Source organism: Paraburkholderia solitsugae (assembly GCF_013177695.1).
GTDB lineage: Bacteria > Pseudomonadota > Gammaproteobacteria > Burkholderiales > Burkholderiaceae > Paraburkholderia > Paraburkholderia solitsugae.
Window position 1 is genome coordinate 1 of record NZ_WOEY01000122.1, and the last position, 20,357, is coordinate 20,357.

The following is a 20,357-nucleotide window of genomic DNA, read 5'->3' on the forward strand; positions in this document are numbered from 1 at the left end:
AGCGTGCGGGTCGGCACGGTAATGTCGCTGGTGAATACGGCGATCGGGCGGGTGTTTGCCGCGTATGTCGCGGACGATGTGCGTCATGGTCTGCTGGCACAGGATCATTTGCGGCTGGCGGGGGCTGAGGAGGAAGAGATTTTTGTGGGGGCGGCAACAGCGGCTGAAGGTCCAGCAACGGCCTCAAGTCGCAAAGACGCCGCGCCGTCGCTACCGCAGTTGACAAAGGCCTACGCCAAACGCCTTGCACAAATCCGCGCCGACGGCATCGACACCGCATTGAGCCGGCCCGTACCGGGTATCGACACCCTGGCCGCGCCGGTGCTGGACCACACCGGCAGCATCTGTCTGGTGCTCGCGTTGATGGGGCCGAGTGGCAGCTTCGACAGCGAACTCGCGGGCGGCCCAGCGCAGACTTTGCGCGCCGCCACCCAGAGGTTGTCGCGGCGGTTTGGGTGGATGGCGGTGGCAGGCGAGGCCTGAAAAGCTGCCTCAACAAGGGATAAGTAATCGTTTTTCCAAAAAAACTGGCACTTTGTAATCGTTTTACGCGCCCAGTAATCGAAATGAAGCGCAGACGCCGTATAATCGTTTTTCCAGAAAATACGCGTTTTGTAATCGTTTTGCGAGCCGAGTAATCGAAACTACGCAAAACTGAGCGAAACAACGTGTCCTCGCGCGCGTCCCCGCCACCCCGGATCGAAAATCATGCCGCAGATCGGTTATCAATGGCTATCCAACACGTACGGCGTCGTACCGGTCCACCCGTTCGCCGTTCAAAGTGAAATCGGCCGGGTTCGCTCAACGTCCACCGACGGTGACATCCGCCGCGAGGTTTACCCCGAACGCTATCGTCCGGCCGCCAGCCTGACCGACAACCTGACTTTCGCCTTCCGGCACGAGGGCATTCACCTGGAATTCATCGCGCGACTCTATGCGCTGCAACCGGTGCGCCACGAACTGGAGGCATGGATCGCCCGCGAACCCACAGGCGCGTATGCCCGCCGCGCCTGCTTCTTTTATGAGTGGTTGATGCCGGAGCCGTTAAACGCGCCGGGCATCTCCCGGGGAAACTATGTGGATGCGTTGAATCCCGAGGACTTCGTCGTAGGCACGCCGGTCAACAACGCGCGTTGGCGTGTGCGCGACAACCTGCCAGGCAATCGGGATTTTTGCCCGGTGATTCGACGTGTCGAAGCGGTTCAGCGCGCCGAAGCTTACGACCTTGCCGCACCGCTTGCCGAACTGGAAGCGGCCTATGGCATCGATCTGATCTTGCGCAGCGCCGTCTGGCTGACGGTCAAAGAGAGCCGCGCGAGCTTTCTGATCGAACACGAGCAGGACAAAGAGGATCGAATCCGCCGCTTTGCCGCGGTCATGGAAAGCGAATGCGGACAGCATGCGAATCCGTTCGACGCCGAAACGCTCGGCGTCTTGCAACGCGGCATCCTGGGGCAGTCGGCCCTGCGTTACGGCATCCGCCGCTCCCCGGTGTATGTGGGGCACATCGCACGCTATCAACCGGTGGTCGACTACATCGCGCCGCATTGGGAACACATCGAAACGATGCTCGCAGGGCTTAGCCGCTTTCTGGAACGCACCGAAGGGGGGGCGTCTATCGTGCGTGCTGCCGCGGCGTCGTTCGGCTTCGTCTATGTCCACCCTATGGCCGATGGCAACGGCCGCATTTCGCGCTTCCTGATCAACGACATTCTGCGTCGCGACGGCGCGGTGCCTGCGCCAATCATCTTGCCGGTATCCGCCACGATCACCCACAGCACGCGCGATCGTGCCGCTTACGACAAAGTGCTCGAACGTTTTTCGCGCCCGTTGATGAAACACTATGCGGACCAGTACACGTTCGGCAGGACCGAGATCGCGGAAGACGGTGTCGAATACAACCTGCACTTTCGCGCGTATGACGACGCGCTGCCCGCCTGGCGCTATCCCGATCTGACCGCACACGTCATCTATCTGGCTGACGTGATCGACATGACGCTAACGCATGAAATGCGCACCGAGGCGCGCTTTCTGCACGCCAACGACTCAGCACGGCGCGCCATCAAGGATTTTCTCGAAGCGCCGGACAACGATCTGGACAGCATCATTCGCAGCGTCCGGCAGAACGGAAACAGCGTGTCGAACAACTTGCGCAAGCGCTATCCGCTGTTTGACGAGCGGCCGGAGTTGAGCGCGCAAATCGTGCAGGCTGTCACCGAAGCATTTTCAGATGAGAACAATCGCTAGCCCCCGCCGAAGCAAGATCACTTGCCATTGGCATCGGTACGCCGCGCTTTTCCCCTCCGATAACGCCACACCCCCACACCGATCACACCCGCGGCGATCAGCAACCCGATCAGCGCCACGCGCTTCTTGTTGCGCCCCGTATCGCGCTTCACGTTTTGCCACGCCTGCGTATAAGTGAACGTCGCCGCAGCCTGGAAATCCGGTTCCGGGCACAGCGTGCCGAACGGCCCGCCGAAGTTGACGTAAGCCCCCTCCTTGACATACCGCTGATAAAAACCACGCGCACGCGCCGGATCGTCGTTGTGCATCCAGTCCGTCCCGCGACATAGCACGGCGGCAAATGCCTGCGAACGCGGTGGCAACCCATCCGCCGCTTTGACGATGTAGTCGGCGGCGATTTCGCGGTAGTGAAAACGCGTCAGCGGTTTGCTCTCGCTGGCCGCATAGCGGTGCTTCTCGTCGGCGGTAACGAACGGTCCAGCCAGGTCCACCTCCGCGCGCGCCGCCGGCGTGTCCGGTACCGCAGCCGCCCTGGCCGCGCCAGCATCGGAAGCTCGATCCACGCGCGCGCTGATGACGCCTGAGCGCCCCGATCCGCCGGCGAACGCACCGTCGATGTCGTAAAAATCCGGTCCCTGCTCGTAGCCCATCAACTCCATCCCGGACTGCTTCGCGAGCGTCGCCGCGTCGAACCAGCCGCGCGCGCGGTTCGTGCGCGTCCACGCGTGCTGCGCCTCGTCCAGCGCAGCCGCATAGTCGCGCGCGAGCTTGCGAAGCTGCAATTGCTTGCGAGTCGTCTGGCCGCCTTCCCAACTGAAGGCGCTGTAGCGCGGATCGTCGTCGGCGGGGAAATACGGCAGCGCTTCGTCGATCCGGCCGTCACGCACGAGGCGGCGCGCGAGCAGATAACGCAAGGTATCGGCGGTGGTCTGGTGCAAGGCGTAGTAGGCGCCCGCACCGGCATCGGGCGATGGCGTCGGCGGGAGCGCCGATGCAGGTGCGCGCGAGTCGACGAAGTGCTTCAGCTCGTCGGTGGTGAGCACGCGTTCCGTGATATAGGCCATGTCGCTGCCGTACGCGACATCGGAGACGGAGTCGTCTTGCCCGCCGGTGTTATCCCGTCGCGACGCCGCGTCAAACAGGTAGCCGAGCGCTTCGACATACTGGCCGCGCGACAGTGTCAGCACCGCCTGCTCGCCCTTGATCAACTGCGCGCCGGCAGGCTCGACACTCGAATCGGCGACCGGAAAACCTTTGGATGCTTGCGCATACGCCTGCACAGCAGCCGCCGTATCGCCGCGGCGCAAAGCTAGTTTTGCGGTCACCCAGCTTGCGAGTGCGCTGTGTTCACGCGCCACCAGCGTACTAGCGAAATCGTAGCGGCCGACGCGATAGGCGAGCGCGGCGAGGCGGTCGGCGCCTGCGACATGATCGATGCCGCGTTGCTGGATCGCCTCGACCAGCGACACTAAAGCCGGGTTGGATTTGATGCCCTTGTCGCCGCGGGCGGCATCGGCATAGCCGGTCGGGCCGTAACTGTTGTCGTAGCCGCCGTAGTATTCGAACGCACTCGCCGGTTGGTCCTTGACGATGTCGCCTTCCCGCGCGAGCGCATACGCGACCAGCAGACGTTGCGCGACCGGATCGTCGATCAGTGACGCGACACGCGCCTTGTCGGCGAGCGTCCACGCCGCGATGAAGCGCATGGATTGCAAGCCGCTGTTGCCACCGCGAGCCGCCTGCTGCGCGTAAAGGTTGATGGCGTGTTTGAGATTCGCCGGCGCGATCGCCGCCGCGCACGACGTGTTATTCAGGAAGCTGCGGTAGTCGCATTGCTTGCCGCTCTCCTTGTTGTGCAGAAAGGTGAGCGCTTCGTCGCCGAAGCTGGCCACCGCGAGGCCTTCGGGATCGGGGGCGCCGTTCGCCGCGAGCGTGCGCGGTCTTGCGTACGCTGCCGGCAATGCTGCTGTGAGGGCGGCGCAGGCGTCGCCGCCTGTGCAGTTGTCCGCGCGGGCCTGGGCGATGGCCGCGAGTTCAGTTGCGGCGGCTACCGCACGTGGAGCGCCGGTTGAGGCGGCCAATGCAAGGATCGCGTCGAGCCGCGTGGCTGCGCGGCTGAGTAGCGGTTCGCGTGCGGCGCAGGTGGGTTGGGGAGTGTCAGTCGTGCTCGCCGCGCTGGTAGCTGGCGGAGAACTGGACGCTGCCGCATTTGCAGCGGTTGCGTTTGCCCCGGACGCAGGGGCATCCGACGCGACACTTTCGGTACTTGTACAGGCCGCCAGCGCGTGCCCGAAATCGACGTCAGCGGCAGCATAGAGCCGTTGTGCTTCCGGCACGCCTGCGCCCATTGCATAGGCCGCATCTCCATCGGCGGCCTTGGCCATCGCAGCCAGCGTGGCGATCTGTTCTGGCGAGAGACCGGCCAACACCGCCGTGGCAGGATCGACCGGCTGTTGCCCCGCCGGCACGCTTGCGGCTTCCGGAGCCTGCAGATGGTCACCCGGCGTCACGAGATACGACGCCTCATACGAAAACGAATTGTTCGGCGTACCGGACAGCGTGCCCGCGCGATTGTCGAGCAATTGCAGCGGAAAGAACGGTCCGCAGGCATGGACGATGACCGCGCCAGCCAACAACGCGACCCCGCCACCGAGCGCAAGCGTTTTACGGTTCAACATGAACAGAGACCTTTTTGTTTTCGACTTCGCCGCAGCGAAGCCAGCCGATGTCGCGGCGCATTCCCGCACGCAGCAAGCCGGGTTGAACACGCCGCAGCAGCATGCCGTGCGCGTCGTAGTCGAGTGCGTAGCCGTTGATGCCGTCGGCGGCTTCGCATGAGGAATCGGTGCGCACCACAGCGGGTAGTGGCGCGTCGGCATTGCCGCCGCTGACGAGCGACACGTCGTATAGCCCCGGTTGCTGAGCGCTTGTGCGCACGTCGGCGGTAATCGCGGCAGCTAACGGCGCGCGCGTCAGCACTGCACGCCAGGTGACGAGGCTCCAGGCGCGTTCGTCGGCGTCGGTGGGTAGGCGGAACCAGACGATGCCCTTGAGTCCCGACAACGCGTCGCGCTCAATCCGCGTGACGAAGGCGCTGATCTGCTCCGGTTGCGCGACGAGTTCATGCGATACCCCTTGAGTGAAGCCGTTCGCGAGCAACATCGGACGCTCGCTTTCGATGCCGGCCACGCGGCCGTTGTCGCCCCATGTCACGCGCGAGCCGTAGGTCGGCAATGCGACGCGCCACGGACGCTTCGTGCGTTGCGCGAATGCGCCCAGCCATGCGCGCGCTTGCGTCGGGTCGAACAGGCCTTGCGTCGGATTCACGACCGCGTGCACCTGAAGGATGGATTCATCGGCTTGGGCCAGCAGCGCGTCGAGCGCCGGGCTGTCGAGCCAGGTGGGCAAAGCGGTGATCGTTAGTTTGACGGCGGGATCGAGTTGCGCACGTAGCGCGGAGAGGAAGCGCGTGTACGCGGCGAGCCTGGATGTCGCGCAGTCGTGATCGATTTCGATGGCCGCGAGCGTGACGCCGTGTTGCTTCCAATCGGCGGCGAGCTTGACGATGCGCGCGACCGGCAGCGTATTGAGATCGTCGAGTTGGCCTTCGATCCGGATGACGGCTGTTACGGGCGCGTGCCCTGCGGTAAGCGCCGCCCAATCAGGCGAGACGATGGTCCAGTCGTCTTTGGCGTCTTTCTCTGCGGCGAGCACGTGCCACGTTTGAACGAAGCCGCTGCTGTATTCAATCGCGGAGGTGACGGAAGGTGTCCATTTGCGTTGCCAGATATAGGCGTCGTTCGACAACGGTGCTGGCGGCTTGCCGCAGGCGCCGACGAGCGTCAGCAACAACACGAGCAGCGGCACGGCAAAGGCAGCGAGCCCGCCATGCAGTCGCCGCCGCGCCGGTGCTGAACCGTCGTCATTCATAATTCAATGCTTTGGGAACGCGGCAAACGCAGACAGAGCACGGCTGAAGCGAGTAGTTTTTCATTTTTCCCTTCGAGGGTCTTTTGACCATGCGCGGTGCATTTGCGGGTTCAGCGTATCCGGCGGATTTTATGGTGCGCGCTGTTCGTTGTAAAACGATGACGTGAAAGCAATGCCCCACGCTAAATATCTTGTTGACTCGTCCCCAAGGGCCAACTGCATGATGTGCGTGGTCGGCAAACGAAGAGGTGACTCATGCGTTGTTTCACCGCATTTTTAAGTGCGTCCGAAGCGGCAAAGCAGCTCGGCGTCTCGATCAAGGCCCTGCGACTCTACGAGCAACGAGGCCTGGTGACGCCGGAACGCACGGCGGCCGGCTACCGGAGCTATGGCCCTACCGAAATGGTTCGTGCGGCAGAAATTGTGGCCTTGCGCGCACTCGGCCTTAGCCTCGCGCAAGTGGAACAAGTGCTGGAAGGCGACCCTCAGAGTCTGGAACCCGCCTTGGCCGCGCACGAGGCGACACTTGAAGCTGGAATTCGCCAGCTCGTGAATACGATTGCCAAAGTCAGGGGGCTCCGGGCTGATCTTGCCCGAGGTCAGGCGCCTGCCGACGGCGAACTCGCACGCCTGCTGAACCCCTCGGCCGAATTCAGCACGGCGTTTGAACTCCCGTGGCCTTGGGGTGGCGAACGGTTCGAACTGCGCGCAATCCGACCGCTGAACTACATCATCGGTCCTTTGGGAAGCGGCAAAACACGGCTGGCGCTATGCCTGGCTGAGAAACTACCGAAAGCCGCCTTCCTGAGCCTCGAACGGATACACGATGGACATGCTGTGACCGTAGCCCGTCTGGAAACGGATCCGGCGCTCAAATCGCGAGTGGATCAGGCGCTAGCGTGGCTCATCGATGAAGGCGCGGCGGAATCGGAAGCCCTCACCGCCCTGCTCGTCGGCCTGGAATCCGAAGGGCCAGCCGTCCTGGTCGTCGATATGGTGGAGCAAGGGCTGGATCAGGCCACGCAGGAAGCCTTGATCATCCATCTGCGTCAACGTGCCAAAGTAGCCGGGCGCCCGCTGTTTCTGATGACGCGCTCTTCCACAATCCTGGATTTGGCAGCAATCGGCCCTGATGAAGCCATTATCCTGTGCCCAGCCAATCACAGCCCGCCCACGCTCGTCGCCCCCTATCCAGGCACGCCGGGCTACGAGGCCGTTGCGACCTGTTTAGCCTCGCCGGAAGTTCGCGCGCGGACGGCGGGCATGATCGCTTACCGTTCTCAAGCAGCGTAACGGTTCACGCTTTCGTCGCAGGGTTCCTGAAGCGGACCATCCGGGTCAATCCCCTGCCGCCTCCGGCTCATGCGACGACAACCGCGCTTTCGCGTGCCGCATCTTTTCAAGCGTCTTCGGACCCGCCTTCAACGCGACGCCGATCGCCAGCGCATCCATGATGCACAGGTGCACGAGACGCGACACGCCTGGCGTATTCGGATCAATTGGACTCGGCACGCGCAGCAGCAGCGGAATATCGACCAACCACGCCAGCCGCGAGCCGACATTAGTCAGCGCAATCGTAGTCGCGCCACGCTCCTTGGCGATCTGAATGCTTTCATTCACTTCGACGCTGCGTCCCGAATGTGAAATCGCAAACGCCACATCACCCGGTTCCATCAGCCCCGCGTAAAGCCGTTGCAAATGACCATCGGTAAACGCCGTAGCCGCGATATCCAGCCGCAAAAACCTTAAAGCCGCATCTTGCGCAACGAGTCCCGACCCCGAGCCCACGCCAAAGAAGAAAACCCGCCCCGCGCTCGACAAGGCCGCAATCGCGCTCTCAAACACGGCCGGATCCAACGCACCACACGCATGCGTGATCCCTTCGACTGCAGCCTCACCCACCTTGCCCATCAACGTCTGCACGTCATCATCACGCGCAACCGCTGTCGACGCATACGGCACCCCGCCCGCCACGCTCTGCGCCAGTTGCATCTTGAAGTCGCGCAGACCATGCGCACCAATCGCGCGGCAAAAGCGCGTGACGGAAGGCTCGGACACCTCCGCGCGCTGCGCGAGCTCAGTGATGCTCGCGCGCATCGCAAAGTCGACGTCGCTCAGCACCATCTCGGCAACTTTGCGCTCGGCGGGCCGCAGATTGGCCAGCGCGCCGCGGATGTGGGGAATCAAGTTCGGTGCGGACACCCGGTGTTCCTTAAGGGTTAAATGAATCCGCGTTGCGTCGCAGCTTCAATCAGCGCGAGCAGGATCAAGCGGCAACACGCGGTTCAGACGAGCCTGCGTCCACTCTCCGTATCGAACAGATGAATATGCTCGGCCGGCAGGCGCAGCGTGACGCGCTGACCGGGCTCGATCTTCGAGCGCTGGCGAGTCGTCACGCACCACGTGCTGCCGCCTATTTTCCCGTACAAGTGGGTCTCCGCGCCAGTCGGCTCGACCACTTCGACTTCCATGGTGGCGTCCGGCGTGGGCGCCATGGTCTCGATGTGCTCCGGGCGCACCCCAAGCGTGACCTTTGCGCCGACTACTGCAGACGCCGGCGTGCCTTCCAGCACAATCTCGCCGCCGTCATCGAGTTTCAACGCGAGGCCCTGCCCTTGCGCCCGATTGACCAACACGCCTTCCGCAAAATTCATCGACGGCGAACCCAGGAAGCTGGCGACGAACAGATTGGCCGGATGGTCGTACAGGTCGAGCGGACGGCCGACCTGCTCGATCCGGCCCGCGTTCATCACGACGATGCGGTCCGCCATCGTCATCGCTTCGATCTGATCGTGCGTGACGTAGATCACCGTATTCTTCAGACGCTGATGCAGTGCCTTGATTTCGGTGCGCATCTGCACGCGCAGTTTGGCGTCGAGATTGGACAGCGGTTCGTCGAACAGGAACAACGACGGTTCGCGCACCACCGCGCGGCCCATCGCCACCCGCTGACGTTGACCACCCGACAGCGCTCGCGGCAAACGATCCAGATAGCCGCTGAGGTTCAGCATCTTCGCAGCGGCTTCGATCCGCGGCTTGAAACTCGCCGACGACTCCTTGCGAATCCGCGGCCCGAACGCGATGTTCTCGTAGACCGACAGATGCGGATAGAGCGCGTAGCTCTGGAACACCATCGAGATATTGCGCTGCTGCGGCGCGAGCGTATTCGCGCGCGTGCCGCCGATCATCAGATCGCCGCCGCTGATTTCTTCAAGACCCGCCACCATACGCATCAGCGTGCTCTTGCCGCAGCCCGACGGGCCGACCAGCACGACGAACTCGCCGTCGTCGATGTGGAGATCGATGCCGTGCACCACCTGCGTGTCGCCATAGCGTTTGAAGATGCCGCTCAGTTGCACTGCTGCCATGCTGTCCTCATCGTCGTGCTGTCATGCGGACGTGCTGCCTTGCTTCATCGAGCAAACAACACGCTGCGCTATCGGGTCAAAGCAGTTCAAAGCGAATCAAATCCATTCAAAGCGATTCAAGCGTCAGTTCTTCCGCCATCAACCGGTTGCCGGCCATCAGCCCGCCGTCGACCGGCAACGCGACGCCCGTAATCACGCGCGCCATCGGCGACGCGAGGAACAGCACCGCATCGGCGATGTCGTCGGGCGTCGCAAAGTCGCGCAACGGGTACCACTTCTTCAGATCTTCGAACACCTGCGGATTCTTGTCGACGCGCGCCTGCCATGCCTGCGTCTTCACCGTGCCCGGACACACGATGTTCGCGCGAATCCCATAGCGGCCGAGTTCCATCGCCAGCGCTTTCGTGTAACTGATGAGACCCGCCTTCGCCGCGCTGTACGCCGGATGCCCGAGCGCGGCCATGCCGTTCACCGACCCGATCAGCACCAGCGCGCCCTTCTGCCGTTCGATCATCGACGCGCGCACCGCTTCCACCGTGTGATACGTGCCGTTCAGATTCAGATGGATGTCGCGTTGCCAGCTGGCGGCGTCGGTCGTGGCAAGCGTCAGACCTTTAGCGGCGCCCGCGTTCGCGACCAGCACGTCCACCGGACCGCGTGTCTTGACCGCTTCGGCCACCGCTTGCTGCACTGCGGCAGCGTCACCGAGGTCGACCGCGATCGGCGTGACATGCGTCGCGCCGAGTTGCGTCACCAATCCGTGAAGCGCGACCGCGTCGATATCGAGCGCCAGCACGGTATCGCCCTGCTCCACAAAGCGCTTGCACAACACGCTGCCGATACCGCCGCAAGCGCCCGTCACCAACACCACACGATTCATGTCTACCCTCGCTCCTGAACCTCGTTGCAGCGCCCGTTTAGCGTGTAAATTTCCTACAAACATGACGCCGCGCAGTTGTCTAGTCATCCAAAAGATTGGGTATCCGTGACTTCGCGTAATGCAGAATACCCCTTCTTTACAGCATCTTATGCACAAAACTGGCTAAGAAAAAATATGGCAGACCCTACGTGACAAGCTATTTTGCGTCATGTAGGATTTTTTCAAACAATTTAACCCAAAGCGGCCGGCGACGGCAGCAGACCACCCCCCACCATCGTTGGATGGGACCGGAGTAAGTGCTGAGCACTAACTCCGATCGACACAGGAGAGAGAAATGTCGTTGCATGCCCGTGCTTCCCTCGCGCTCGGCAAAGTTGCCGTGGCGCTCGCGTTTGCAGGTATTGCCGTCGCGGCTCACGCCGACACGGTCCGCGTGACGGTCGCGCATTACAGCGATGCGACCGCGCCGTACTTCGAAAAGATGGCCCGTAACTTCGAGAAGGCCAATCCCGGCACGACGATCAAGATCGAAGACGTGAACTGGGACACGCTGCAACAGAAACTGCAAACGGACATCTCCGGCGGCGCCAACGCCGACCTGGCGATTGTCGGTACGCGCTGGCTGCTCGACTTCGTGAAGGACGACGTCGCCGAGCCGCTCGACGGCTACATGGACGCCAGCTTCAAGGGCCGCTTCATCGGCCCGTTCCTCGCACCGGGCGAAATCAACGGCAAGGTGTACGGCCTGCCGATCGCTGCTTCCGCACGCGCGCTCTACTACAACAAGGATCTGCTCGCGAAGGTCGGCTATCCCGACGGCCCGAAAACGTGGAATGACGTGATCGATGCGTCGAAGAAACTGAAGGCGCAGGGCATTGCCGGCTTCGGTCTGCAAGGCAAGGAAATCGAAACCGACGTCTACTATTACTACGCCCTGTGGACCAACGGCGGCGACGTCGTCGACAAGGACGGCAAGGCGGCGTTCAATTCGCCGGCCGGCATCAAGGCGGCCACACTGTACAAGACGATGATCGACGACGGCCTGACGCAGCCTGGCGTGACCGGCTACAGCCGCGAAGACGTACAGAACCTGTTCAAGCAGGGCCGCGTCGCGATGATGATCTCCGCACCGTTCCTCGCCAAGCAGATCAAGAAGGAAGCGCCGAACCTGAAGTACGGCATCGATCCGATCCCGATGGGTACGACGCACGCCACCTATGCGGTGACGGACTCGATCGTGATGTTTAAGAACTCGAAGGTGAAGAAGTCGGCCTGGAAGTTCCTGGACTACCTGTTCACGAAGGAACCGCGCGTCGAGTTCACGACGACCGAAGGCTTCCTGCCGACCACCAAGGCTGAGGCGACCGATCCGGCGTTCAACGATCCGGATACCAAGGCGTTCGTCGCGCTGCTGCCGACAGCCCACTTTGCGCCGACCGTGACCGGTTGGGAAGACACCGCGAAGGCCGTGACCGATGCAATGCAATCGATCTACCTGGGCAAGGCGAAGCCTGCTGACGCGTTGAATGCCGCGGCGGAGCAAGCGAACAAGTCGCTCGGTAAGTGATCGCGTAGTCTCGTAGTGATTTGCTGAACACGGAACGCGCGCCGCCGTTGCGAAGGCGGCGCGCGTTTCGGTTGTAATACCCGTTACGCACGTAATGCACTATCCGGCCCATCCCGTCGCGCCCGCCTTTTAAATGGGGACGCGTCTTACGATCGAGCACGCATGAGCCGTTCCGCTTCTTCGCGCCTGCAAGCGCCCTGGTTGCTGATTGCGCCGAGTCTGGTGTTGGCGCTTTTTATCATCAGCTATCCGATTTTCAACATCGTGTGGCAATCGCTGCATGAGGTGTCGCGCTTCGGCGCGATTCGTGACTTCACTGGTCTGCAGAACTTTTATACGATTTTCACCGACCCCGCGTTTCTCGCTGCTGCCAAACGAACGATTGTCTGGACCGTGTGCGTGGTGGGCGGCACGGTGCTGATTTCGGTTCCGGTTGCGCTGATACTGAATCAGGATTTCTATGGACGCGGCGTGGCGCGCACGATTGTGATGCTGCCGTGGTCCGTCTCGCTGACGATGACCGCCGTAGTGTGGCGCTGGGCCTTCAACGATGACTACGGCATGGTCAACGTCACGTTGCAGCGGCTTGGGTTGATCAACGGTCCGATACATTGGCTCGCGACGCCGGAGCTCGCGTTTCCGGTGGAGATCGCGGTTGGCATTCTGGTGTCGATTCCATTTACGGTGACGATTCTGCTGGGCGGGTTGTCGTCAGTGCCGGGTGATATTTATGAAGCGGCGCGGATGGATGGCGCCAGTGCCTGGCAGCAGTTCCGCAAGCTGACGATGCCGCTCTTGCGGCCGTTCATCAACATGACGATTCTGTTGAACGTGATCTATGTGTTCAATTCCTTCCCGATCATCTGGGTGATGACGCAAGGCGGGCCGGATAACGGCACGCATATTCTCGTCACGTATCTCTATGAGCTTGGTTTCCGGCTGGGACGTCCCGGCGAAGCCGCGGCGGTGTCGCTGATCATGCTCGTCATGCTGTTCGTTTTCTCGATGATCTATCTGCGCCTGCAGCCCGCGAAAGAAGGGGATGCGTCATGAGTCTTAGCGTCAAGATGAAGCGCTCGTTGTGGTGCTGGTTGGCGTTGTCGCCTCTCATGGTGGCGGTGCTGTTTCCGTTTGCGGTGATGTTGTTTACTGCGTTGAAGCCGGCTACGGAGATCTTTGTTTATCCGGCGAGGTGGTTGCCGGTGCATTGGCAGTGGAGCAATTTTTCGGACATGTGGGTTGCGGCGAATTTTGGTGTCGCGCTGAGGAATAGCTGTGTGATTAGCTTTCTGTCGACGGCGTTGGCGTTGGCTGTGAGCTTGCCGGCGGCTTATGCGTTGGCGAGGTTTCCGTTTCGTGGGAAAGGGTTGTATTCGCAGTTTCTGCTGGTGACGCAGATGTTGTCGCCGATTTTGCTGGTTGTTGGCTTGTTCCGGCTGGCTGCGATGATTCCTTATGGGGATAGGAATCTGGTTGACTCCAAGATCGGGGTCATCGTTTCTTATGCTGCGTTCAATATCGCGTTTGCGGTTTGGATGTTGTCTTCTTACTTTCAGACGGTGCCGAGGGATTTGGAAGAGTCGGCTTGGTTGGAGGGGTGTGGGAGGACGAGGGCTGTTTTTAAGGTCTTTCTACCGCTTGCCGTGCCTGCGATTGTTGTGACTGCGATCTTTACTTTTATTAATGCTTGGAATGAGTTTGCTGTCGTTTACACGTTGATTCGGTCGCCGGAGAATAAGACTTTGACTGTGCAGGTGACAGATATGGTCGCCGGGAAGTATGTCGTCGAGTGGCATCTGGTGATGGCCGCTACTCTCTGTGCGACGTTGCCCGTTTCGATCGTGTTTGCGTGGTTGCAGCGGTTCCTGGTGAAAGGGTTGGCGTTGGGGGCGGTGAAGTGAGGATTGGGCGCGGGGCCTGGTCCAACGCGACGGCCTCATCTGTATTAGCCGGGACTTGATCTGACAGGTCATCGGCATTAGCCGACATTTGTCGAATGCGAAACCAGCGGCTGCTGTGGGACGATGAGCTGACGAAGAACTGGCGGACGTGGTGAACTTCTGCGCTACCGACTTGGATCGGCAGGACCCGACCCGCTTGTGTCCCTCGAAGTATCTTTGCGCCCGCGTACGTTGATCGAGGAGCACGCCAGCATTCAGGCGCGCATCGTCATGCCCGAGGAGTGGCGCGTTTCACGCGCCGACGAATAGGAATTCTCGCGCTCTTTCATATCAACATGACTCTGTAGGCCAAGAGCGCCAGCTCAGTCATAAACTCTGCGTTGGTCAACTGAAGGCATGCAAACTAGGTTGGCGCCGGCGGCATGCATGTCGTCGACGCTCGAAGGTGTCCAGCTTGCTCTTTCGCACTGCAAGAGGCGAGCTCGACTCGGTTGGCGGGACGGCGGGAATGCCACCTTAAGCCTCGGCTACGGGAGGCACGCGCACAGACGGTAGACCCAGTCCGTCGAGGTGTCGCACTTGAGCCTCGCCCTCGCCTCCCTTGACCTCGTCTCGGGGGCGAAGAGAAAGTTCTGCCTGCGCTACGGGAGCCGGGTGAGACAAAATGTCGGACCGAGGACGTCGTCACGTCTACTTTGTGCGACGTGCGCTCGTCGTTGTCTTTCTTGCTGGCTTACCGGATCGGCGTTTCGCCGCGGGGGCCTTACCTGCTGCTTCAACCTCCGTCATGAGTCGCGGAGTGAGGTCCAAGACGCGAGCCAATACTCGTGCGTCTCCACCGAGCTTCTCCTGCGCTGCTTGAGCTGCAGCGTCAAGAAGCGCCTGCAACTCGAAACGGTCGATGTGCGTGTTGGTATCGGGATGAAGCCAATGCCTGTTCGGCTTTGCAACTGTGACTAGGAGACAGCCAGTCCTAGCGGACTTCGACGCCATGTATTTCAAAACAAGCTGCTTTTCGACCGTGTCACGCAGCACTTTTGCGGAGCGAGACTTTTCGCCAATTTTTAGCTCAATTGTGGCTTGTTGGCCTGAAATGGACCGCAGCCTGATGTCTGTTTCCTTCCCATCGGCGGTAACTGCTTCCTGGTCAACGGTGTACGCGCTTCGGGCCGCAATCTCTAGTTCTCGGGCAATCGCGGGCCGAAGAGTGTTTTCGTCGTTCACTACGGCCCATGCCGCCCGTGGACCCGCGTCACGAAGCATCAGATCCTGCAAATCGTCGAGCCGATCCACCAGCAACTGCGCCATATCGGTGCCCGTCTTCGGCGGAAGGTCTTTCCCGGCAAAAAGCGCTGCAAGTTCCGATACCTCGGCAACCTGAGAGTCAAGCGCGGTGGCTACGAGTTCTTGCGCTATTGCAGCAATGCGGTCACGCAGATGAGCAAACAGCGGATTCTGCGATAGGCTTAGCTTTGCGCGCAGTGCCTCCGCGCCTTCCGCCTGCATGAGCGCGTCGAAAACGTACCGACGCCCATCTTCTGCAGCATCCCTGTAGTTGGGCGAATACACTTCCTCGTGCCGATTGTCGTCTTCTGAGCGTACGTGTCGGTGGATTGCAATCGTCGACTTCAGCAACATCTCAACAGTCAACTCTGTACGCCATTCCACGACGCCTTTCGAGCGTCGGTCGTGAAAGAGACTGCCAATCGCCTGGACAGCAACCCCGTCTTTCTCCACCGGTAAGCCATCAAGAATGGTTAACAATTCCGCCATGCCGCGCTCCGGATTTACTGCACAAAGCACAGGCAACCAAAAGAGGAGGAAACTCCCGTATTCGGAAGGTCTAACCTGCTCTAGCGCCAGTTTCTCTAAGAACTTCAGTGTCGGATCATCGCCACCCGCCATCAACACGCTGACGACGTGATCCAGCTTGCTTTCGTTGACCGTGGTGTGGCGGTTTTGCATCAGTTGCTCGCCAGGTCTTTTTAGCCAATGGACGAGTCGTGGAGCGAGAAGCCGCGCAAGCTGCAAAGGACCATATCGGAGACTTTGAAGCGACATCGAATGCCATTGTTCTTGTCCCAAGTCCTCTTTCAAATCAAAGTCAACTTGACTGCCGACGACGCGCTCGACCGTTGACGCATGAGCATCGACGAGCGCTGCAATCCAGTGTGGATAACCATTCAACTCGACGAACGCATATCTTGCCGCCAGTTCCGCCTCTTCTTGCGTTAAACGTCGTGCCCAATCAGGATCCTCTGCTTCTGCATAGACAACCGCCTTCCACGTCGCTTCGACGATTGGCAGGGCCTCGGCCGTGCGGACGTTCAAGGCATCCCGTTAACGGGAGTCTTGCGCCCTCGGCCCGGAAAGCCTGGATCATGGCCAATACCAATCGATCAGTTCGATCACGGCATCAAGATCCCGCGTTCCCTCGTTGGTCAGCGGTCGCCGGTCATTTGGTTCCCAACACAAAGTCATCGATGCCTCCAGGTGGTGTCATCAGTCGCGGCGTTTGCCTGCCTTGGGTGAGCACGGGCACACGATCCGAGATCCACGCATCCAGGTTCTTGTAGGTAACCCGACCCGTAGCGCGAGGGTCGGCCTGCCACTGCGCGCCAAGCCCCTCGATCAGCGCCTCGGTGAACGCCCCATGTTGGAATTCGGGCTCTTCCCAAGAGGACTGGTCACCCTTGCTACTGGCGAAAACCAGCACCTGGTTCTCAGTGCGCGTCAGCTCTCCTGCCAGCGCATCGCCATTGCTGGCCTTGACCGTCGCATTCAGTGTGGCGCCGGTGGCATTACCTGCGTGGCAGGTGTCGATGAAGAACACTGCTCGGGTGCCGTCGCCCCTCAGGTTAAAGTCGATCAGCGCGTCCTGGATGGCCTTGTAGGGGACCCCTGTGTCAGTCAGTCTCTTGAGGTCCACATCCACCGCACCGTAGTAGTAGCGCCGGTCAGTGGCCATCGTGAAGCCGTGGCCGGCCAGGAACACCATACCCACATCTCCCGCTGCCACCTGCGCCTTGATCCAGTCCAGCCCGGCCAGCACATTGGCACGAGTAGCCTGGGCGTCGGTCAGCACCCTGGTTTCCACTTCACTGTAGGCCTTGCCCTGCTGAGCTTTGAGCATGGCGGCGAATGCCTCGGCATCGGCGTTCGCATAACTGAGGTGCGGCACGCTTGGATCGCTGTAGGCGGACACGCCCACGGCGAGCACCCATAGCTTGGGCTTCTGAGCCTTGCCCGTACCCTGCTTTCCGACGGTGAACACCTTGCGGTCTCCTGCCCACTGCAAGACCAGCGTCTTCGGCAAACTCGTTGAATTTCTGTTGTCGGCGTAGATTTGCACCTCGCTGTCCTTGGGCGGAAGCACCAGAGTCAGCTCCTGCGAGCCATCTGAGTCCACGAGTTGGGCCGCACGTGGGCTGGGCATGATTGCGCCGTTGACCAGCACGCGCAGCCGGGTGACCGGCGCATCAGCCGGCGCTCGCACCCGGATACGTATCGGCACGGTAGTGTCGGCAAAGCGCTCGGGTGCTGAGACGACCTCCACCACGGGCGGCAAGATCTTTGCGACCGAAATAGTGGGCTCGCGCCGGCCAGCTGCGGCGTTGGCCTGTGTCACGGCAGTGGCTTCGTCCGAGGTGACGAGAACACGGTCGATGACGTCCGGACGGTTGAACCGGTCGCGGAACTGGCTGGCGGGGAAAAAGTCAGCAGTCTGATCCTTGCCCCGATTGACATGCCAGCCAATCAGCTCTTCAGCGCCAGGACTGGCGTGGTAATAGCCAGATGGCGTCCACATCACCCAGCGCCTTTTATCGGGGTCCGGGTAAAACGCTAGCTGCTCCGCACCATCCGAGGCGCGGTGCCACCGTATCGTACCGTCACCATAAGCCGCTACCACCCACCTCCCGTCCTGCGAGACGTTCACCGCAAGTACTCCGCTAAGCGCGGGTTGTTCCCATTGTTCCCTGCCTTTGCGATCATAGGCACGCAAGAAAAACAACGTTCCTAAAACAAAACCATCACCGCTTGGCAACAGAGCGAGGCTGCTCGCCATTTCGTTGGGCTTTAGCGTGAGCGGTGAGCCGTTGAATGTGGGGGCCGCATACGAGGTACCGTTCCAGCCCGTCACCTCCAAACCGGGGGCTGTGATCTGAGGCGGGATGAGTCCAGTGGTGTCCACCGGCAAGAAGGAACCATTCAGGCTGTCGAATATTGCGGGAGATTTGCCCCCTTGTTCGTAACAAAAACGTACCCGTGTCCCATCAGCAGACAAGGTAAAGCCGCTTTGGATATTGCGAAAATTCGCCACCGCCGGAGCATGGAAGATTTGGCGCATGCCATTCGCATTGACCACGCCCCAGGACGAATCCCCGCTAGCAAATGCCAGACGCCCATCTGGTAGCGCAACGAGATACGTGATGGCTCCATTTGTAACAGGCCAATCTTGCACCGGGCCGGCACCGCTTCGACTCCAGCGTCGGATGTATTGCCGCTCCTGTCCGTTAAAGGCTTTCTTTGCATCCCCAGCTGCATAGAGGCTCGCACCATCGCTCGACCATGCGATGCCAATCAACCCTGCAAGGGTCCCCATTCTTATCCCCACCGTGTTGGGCGCATAACTGAAGGACAGATCGCGGCCGTCCAGCACGTTAACGGCGGTGGTGTCGAGAAAACCCACTGCGATGTGCGAACCATCCGGCGAAAAGCGCGCGGCAGCAGGTAGCTTGCCGCCAGGGGCGGAACGTTTGGCAATTAATGTCAGGCGTACCCCATCGAAGTGATACAAGCGCAGCAGGCCGTCAAAGCAGGTCGTCACCAGCTGTCCGTCCGCACTGAAATGGACTGAATAACTTGGACCGCGGTAATCATCATCTTCTGCGATCAGCCGCCCATCGGCGACGGAAAACACGCGCAGCCCCCCTTTGGCAAGTGTTCCCGCCAGAGTGCGCCCATCCGGAGAAAAGGCGAGGTGGATGATGTTTCTAGGTAACCCAGTCAGACGGCGTAGCAGCCGACCACTGGCTCGGTCGAAAAGGTAAATGGACATACCGTCGCTAGCTACCTGGTCTAATCCGCGGTTGAATTGCGTAATTCCACCCAGAGCCACCGTCTGGCCATCTGGCGAGAGTGCTACCGCATCGAGTTGGCCCTCGTTACCCATACCGATCGGGATGCGCAAAGTTGCCACCAGGTGTCCGTCGTGCGCATCCCACACTCGTGACGTTTTGTCTTGTGATGCAGTGACCAACCAACGCCCGGCGCTGTCCGTGGCGATGTCTCGAATCACCCCCGTATGCTCACCGGGGTTGATGCGCAATATCGGTTCGGCAGGTGGTTCGCCCGCATAGACTGCAAATGATGAAGCGAGTGCAACACTCGCGATGACTCGCAGAAATTTTAAACGTGAAAGAGAGCACATGACTCACCCAATATTTTTCGCAGACGTTGTTGAATTGCGGATATTGCAATTTTTGTCGGCCTCCTGAAATTGGATGAATCAATATATTCACCAGAACGCGGCCCTGCAGCCTACTACTGCCCACCTCCATATCGCTTAAGCCAATCAGTCGAAGCAGGCGTTGCGGGTTCGATCGCTGCGGCGCGCTGCATAGCTTCGAATGCCCATCGGCCGTCCCCTTGTCCCTCCAGGTAATACACGTATAGCAACTCCGTCTCGGCTTGATTCAGTTTGGCTGCTTTTAACGTAGGGGGTGGAGGCGGCAACTCCGACACGTCGACCACGAACAGGTTGTCCTCACGCAGTTCAGGTGGCGATCCATCAGTGGGAGTGTTGAACACTGAGAGGCTGTACTGGCCGGGTTGAAGATTCAACTCAGGCGTTCGAGCGTTGTTAGCCTGGATATTGTCCACTTTGGCAATGGTCTCTCCGTTAATGGCGCTTCTCAGCACCAGCCGGAACGGAGACGTACCGCCAGTCCACGCAATGTAAAATGACCTTTTCCCAGATGCCACGAGGTTTGAGCGCTCGCTACTGAGTATAGGCAAGCCGAACTTATCGCCACGAGAAAGGGTTGCCACGGAATATGTCGCCCGATCACCGCCGGAAATATCTTTCCACAGCTGAATTGCCACGTCCGTGAGTCCGACCTTTTCGCACGAAATCTCTGCCGAAGGGTGGGTTGCGTCAAGCTGGATATTCTTTCCGCCCTGCACTGTGGTGATCAATACCCTCTTCACTTTGGTATTGGCCGCAAGGAAAGTTATTTTGTCGCAAGGTTGTAGTGGAGAATTCGGGTTGATAGTCTTTTCACCTCGTTGGACTTTGATAGCCTCAAACGGTGGAGTCGATGTAGCAGGGTCGGGCTGGACGAACGCCGCGAAGGGTGCTGCACTACTACCTTCCGATACAAGCAACATGATCGCCGATACGAGAAGATTGAGCTGGCGGCCTCTGCTTGAAATGTCAACGTGCTTCAAAATGCCTCCCAACA

At 60.4% G+C, this 20,357-nt stretch carries 13 protein-coding genes and 1 pseudogene; 6 read left to right on the plus strand and 8 right to left on the minus strand.

From position 1 onward, the window contains the following. Both GNZ12_RS30450 and GNZ12_RS30455 read left to right on the plus strand, forming a co-directional pair. Positions 1-483: pseudogene (locus GNZ12_RS30450) on the plus strand (IclR family transcriptional regulator); the annotation flags it as partial. Between the two features lie 225 nt (positions 484-708). Next, the gene (locus GNZ12_RS30455; RefSeq protein WP_172315844.1) at positions 709-2,247 is read left to right on the plus strand and encodes a Fic family protein; all 1,539 of its coding nucleotides are present in this window, start codon (positions 709-711) and stop codon (positions 2,245-2,247) included. Between the two features lie 17 nt (positions 2,248-2,264). On the opposite strand, the gene GNZ12_RS30460 is transcribed toward GNZ12_RS30455, so the two are convergent. Beyond that, the gene (locus GNZ12_RS30460; protein WP_172315845.1) at positions 2,265-4,925 is read right to left on the minus strand and encodes a hypothetical protein; all 2,661 of its coding nucleotides are present in this window, start codon (positions 4,923-4,925) and stop codon (positions 2,265-2,267) included. Further along, positions 4,912-6,177: a DUF3142 domain-containing protein gene (locus tag GNZ12_RS30465; RefSeq protein ID WP_172315846.1), complete on the minus strand. Its 1,266-nt coding sequence runs from the start codon at positions 6,175-6,177 to the stop codon at positions 4,912-4,914. The genes GNZ12_RS30460 and GNZ12_RS30465 overlap by 14 nt, the downstream gene beginning before the upstream one ends. 255 nt (positions 6,178-6,432) lie before the next feature. Between GNZ12_RS30465 and GNZ12_RS30470 the strand changes: the two genes are divergently transcribed. Further along, a complete protein-coding gene (locus GNZ12_RS30470) occupies positions 6,433-7,470 on the plus strand; it encodes a MerR family transcriptional regulator (protein WP_172315847.1) in 1,038 nt (345 codons plus the stop codon). 45 nt (positions 7,471-7,515) lie between these two features. Here GNZ12_RS30470 and GNZ12_RS30475 read toward each other — a convergent pair whose 3' ends face one another. From GNZ12_RS30475 to GNZ12_RS30485, 3 genes are all read right to left on the minus strand, one after another. Further along, a complete protein-coding gene (locus tag GNZ12_RS30475; protein WP_120306910.1) occupies positions 7,516-8,379 on the minus strand; it encodes a MurR/RpiR family transcriptional regulator in 864 nt (287 codons plus the stop codon). An 83-nt stretch (positions 8,380-8,462) separates the two neighbouring features. Beyond that, positions 8,463-9,545 carry an ABC transporter ATP-binding protein gene (locus tag GNZ12_RS30480; protein WP_172315848.1) on the minus strand — a complete coding sequence of 361 codons (1,083 nt, stop codon included), beginning with the start codon at positions 9,543-9,545 and terminating at the stop codon, positions 8,463-8,465. Positions 9,546-9,651: 106 nt separating this feature from the next. Next, positions 9,652-10,425, minus strand: coding sequence for an SDR family oxidoreductase (locus GNZ12_RS30485; protein ID WP_172315849.1), 774 nt, complete (start codon positions 10,423-10,425; stop codon positions 9,652-9,654). Positions 10,426-10,759: 334 nt separating this feature from the next. On the opposite strand from GNZ12_RS30485, the gene GNZ12_RS30490 reads away from it, so the two are divergent. The 3 genes from GNZ12_RS30490 to GNZ12_RS30500 all read left to right on the plus strand — a co-directional run bounded on the left by GNZ12_RS30490 (position 10,760) and on the right by GNZ12_RS30500 (position 13,893). Continuing rightward, entirely contained in the window at positions 10,760-11,992 is a 1,233-nt protein-coding gene (locus GNZ12_RS30490; protein WP_172315850.1) for an ABC transporter substrate-binding protein, read from the plus strand. Positions 11,993-12,154: 162 nt separating this feature from the next. Beyond that, positions 12,155-13,045, plus strand: a complete 891-nt coding sequence (locus tag GNZ12_RS30495) for a carbohydrate ABC transporter permease (RefSeq protein WP_172315851.1) — start codon at positions 12,155-12,157, stop codon at positions 13,043-13,045. After that, the gene (locus GNZ12_RS30500) at positions 13,042-13,893 is read left to right on the plus strand and encodes a carbohydrate ABC transporter permease (protein WP_172315852.1); all 852 of its coding nucleotides are present in this window, start codon (positions 13,042-13,044) and stop codon (positions 13,891-13,893) included. The genes GNZ12_RS30495 and GNZ12_RS30500 overlap by 4 nt, the downstream gene beginning before the upstream one ends. A gap of 690 nt (positions 13,894-14,583) precedes the next feature. Here GNZ12_RS30500 and GNZ12_RS30505 read toward each other — a convergent pair. The 3 genes from GNZ12_RS30505 to GNZ12_RS30515 all read right to left on the minus strand — a co-directional run bounded on the left by GNZ12_RS30505 (position 14,584) and on the right by GNZ12_RS30515 (position 20,343). After that, positions 14,584-16,224: a hypothetical protein gene (locus tag GNZ12_RS30505; RefSeq protein WP_172315853.1), complete on the minus strand. Its 1,641-nt coding sequence runs from the start codon at positions 16,222-16,224 to the stop codon at positions 14,584-14,586. Between the two features lie 124 nt (positions 16,225-16,348). Next, positions 16,349-19,222, minus strand: coding sequence for a caspase family protein (locus GNZ12_RS30510; RefSeq protein ID WP_172315854.1), 2,874 nt, complete (start codon positions 19,220-19,222; stop codon positions 16,349-16,351). Positions 19,223-19,437: 215 nt separating this feature from the next. Further along, a complete protein-coding gene (locus GNZ12_RS30515; RefSeq protein WP_172315855.1) occupies positions 19,438-20,343 on the minus strand; it encodes a hypothetical protein in 906 nt (301 codons plus the stop codon). Between the last annotated feature and the right edge of the window lie 14 nt (positions 20,344-20,357).

Excerpts from the sequence above, each read along its gene's own strand:
- GNZ12_RS30455 (WP_172315844.1), top strand. The coding sequence starts at position 709 with ATGCCGCAGATCGGTTATCAATGGCTATCCAACACGTACGGCGTCGTA.
- GNZ12_RS30480 (WP_172315848.1), bottom strand. The coding sequence starts at position 9,545 with ATGGCAGCAGTGCAACTGAGCGGCATCTTCAAACGCTATGGCGACACG.
- GNZ12_RS30485 (WP_172315849.1), bottom strand. The coding sequence starts at position 10,425 with ATGAATCGTGTGGTGTTGGTGACGGGCGCTTGCGGCGGTATCGGCAGC.
- GNZ12_RS30465 (WP_172315846.1), bottom strand. The coding sequence starts at position 6,177 with ATGAATGACGACGGTTCAGCACCGGCGCGGCGGCGACTGCATGGCGGG.
- GNZ12_RS30460 (WP_172315845.1), bottom strand. The coding sequence starts at position 4,925 with ATGTTGAACCGTAAAACGCTTGCGCTCGGTGGCGGGGTCGCGTTGTTG.
- GNZ12_RS30500 (WP_172315852.1), top strand. The coding sequence starts at position 13,042 with ATGAGTCTTAGCGTCAAGATGAAGCGCTCGTTGTGGTGCTGGTTGGCG.
- GNZ12_RS30495 (WP_172315851.1), top strand. The coding sequence starts at position 12,155 with ATGAGCCGTTCCGCTTCTTCGCGCCTGCAAGCGCCCTGGTTGCTGATT.
- GNZ12_RS30490 (WP_172315850.1), top strand. The coding sequence starts at position 10,760 with ATGTCGTTGCATGCCCGTGCTTCCCTCGCGCTCGGCAAAGTTGCCGTG.
- GNZ12_RS30470 (WP_172315847.1), top strand. The coding sequence starts at position 6,433 with ATGCGTTGTTTCACCGCATTTTTAAGTGCGTCCGAAGCGGCAAAGCAG.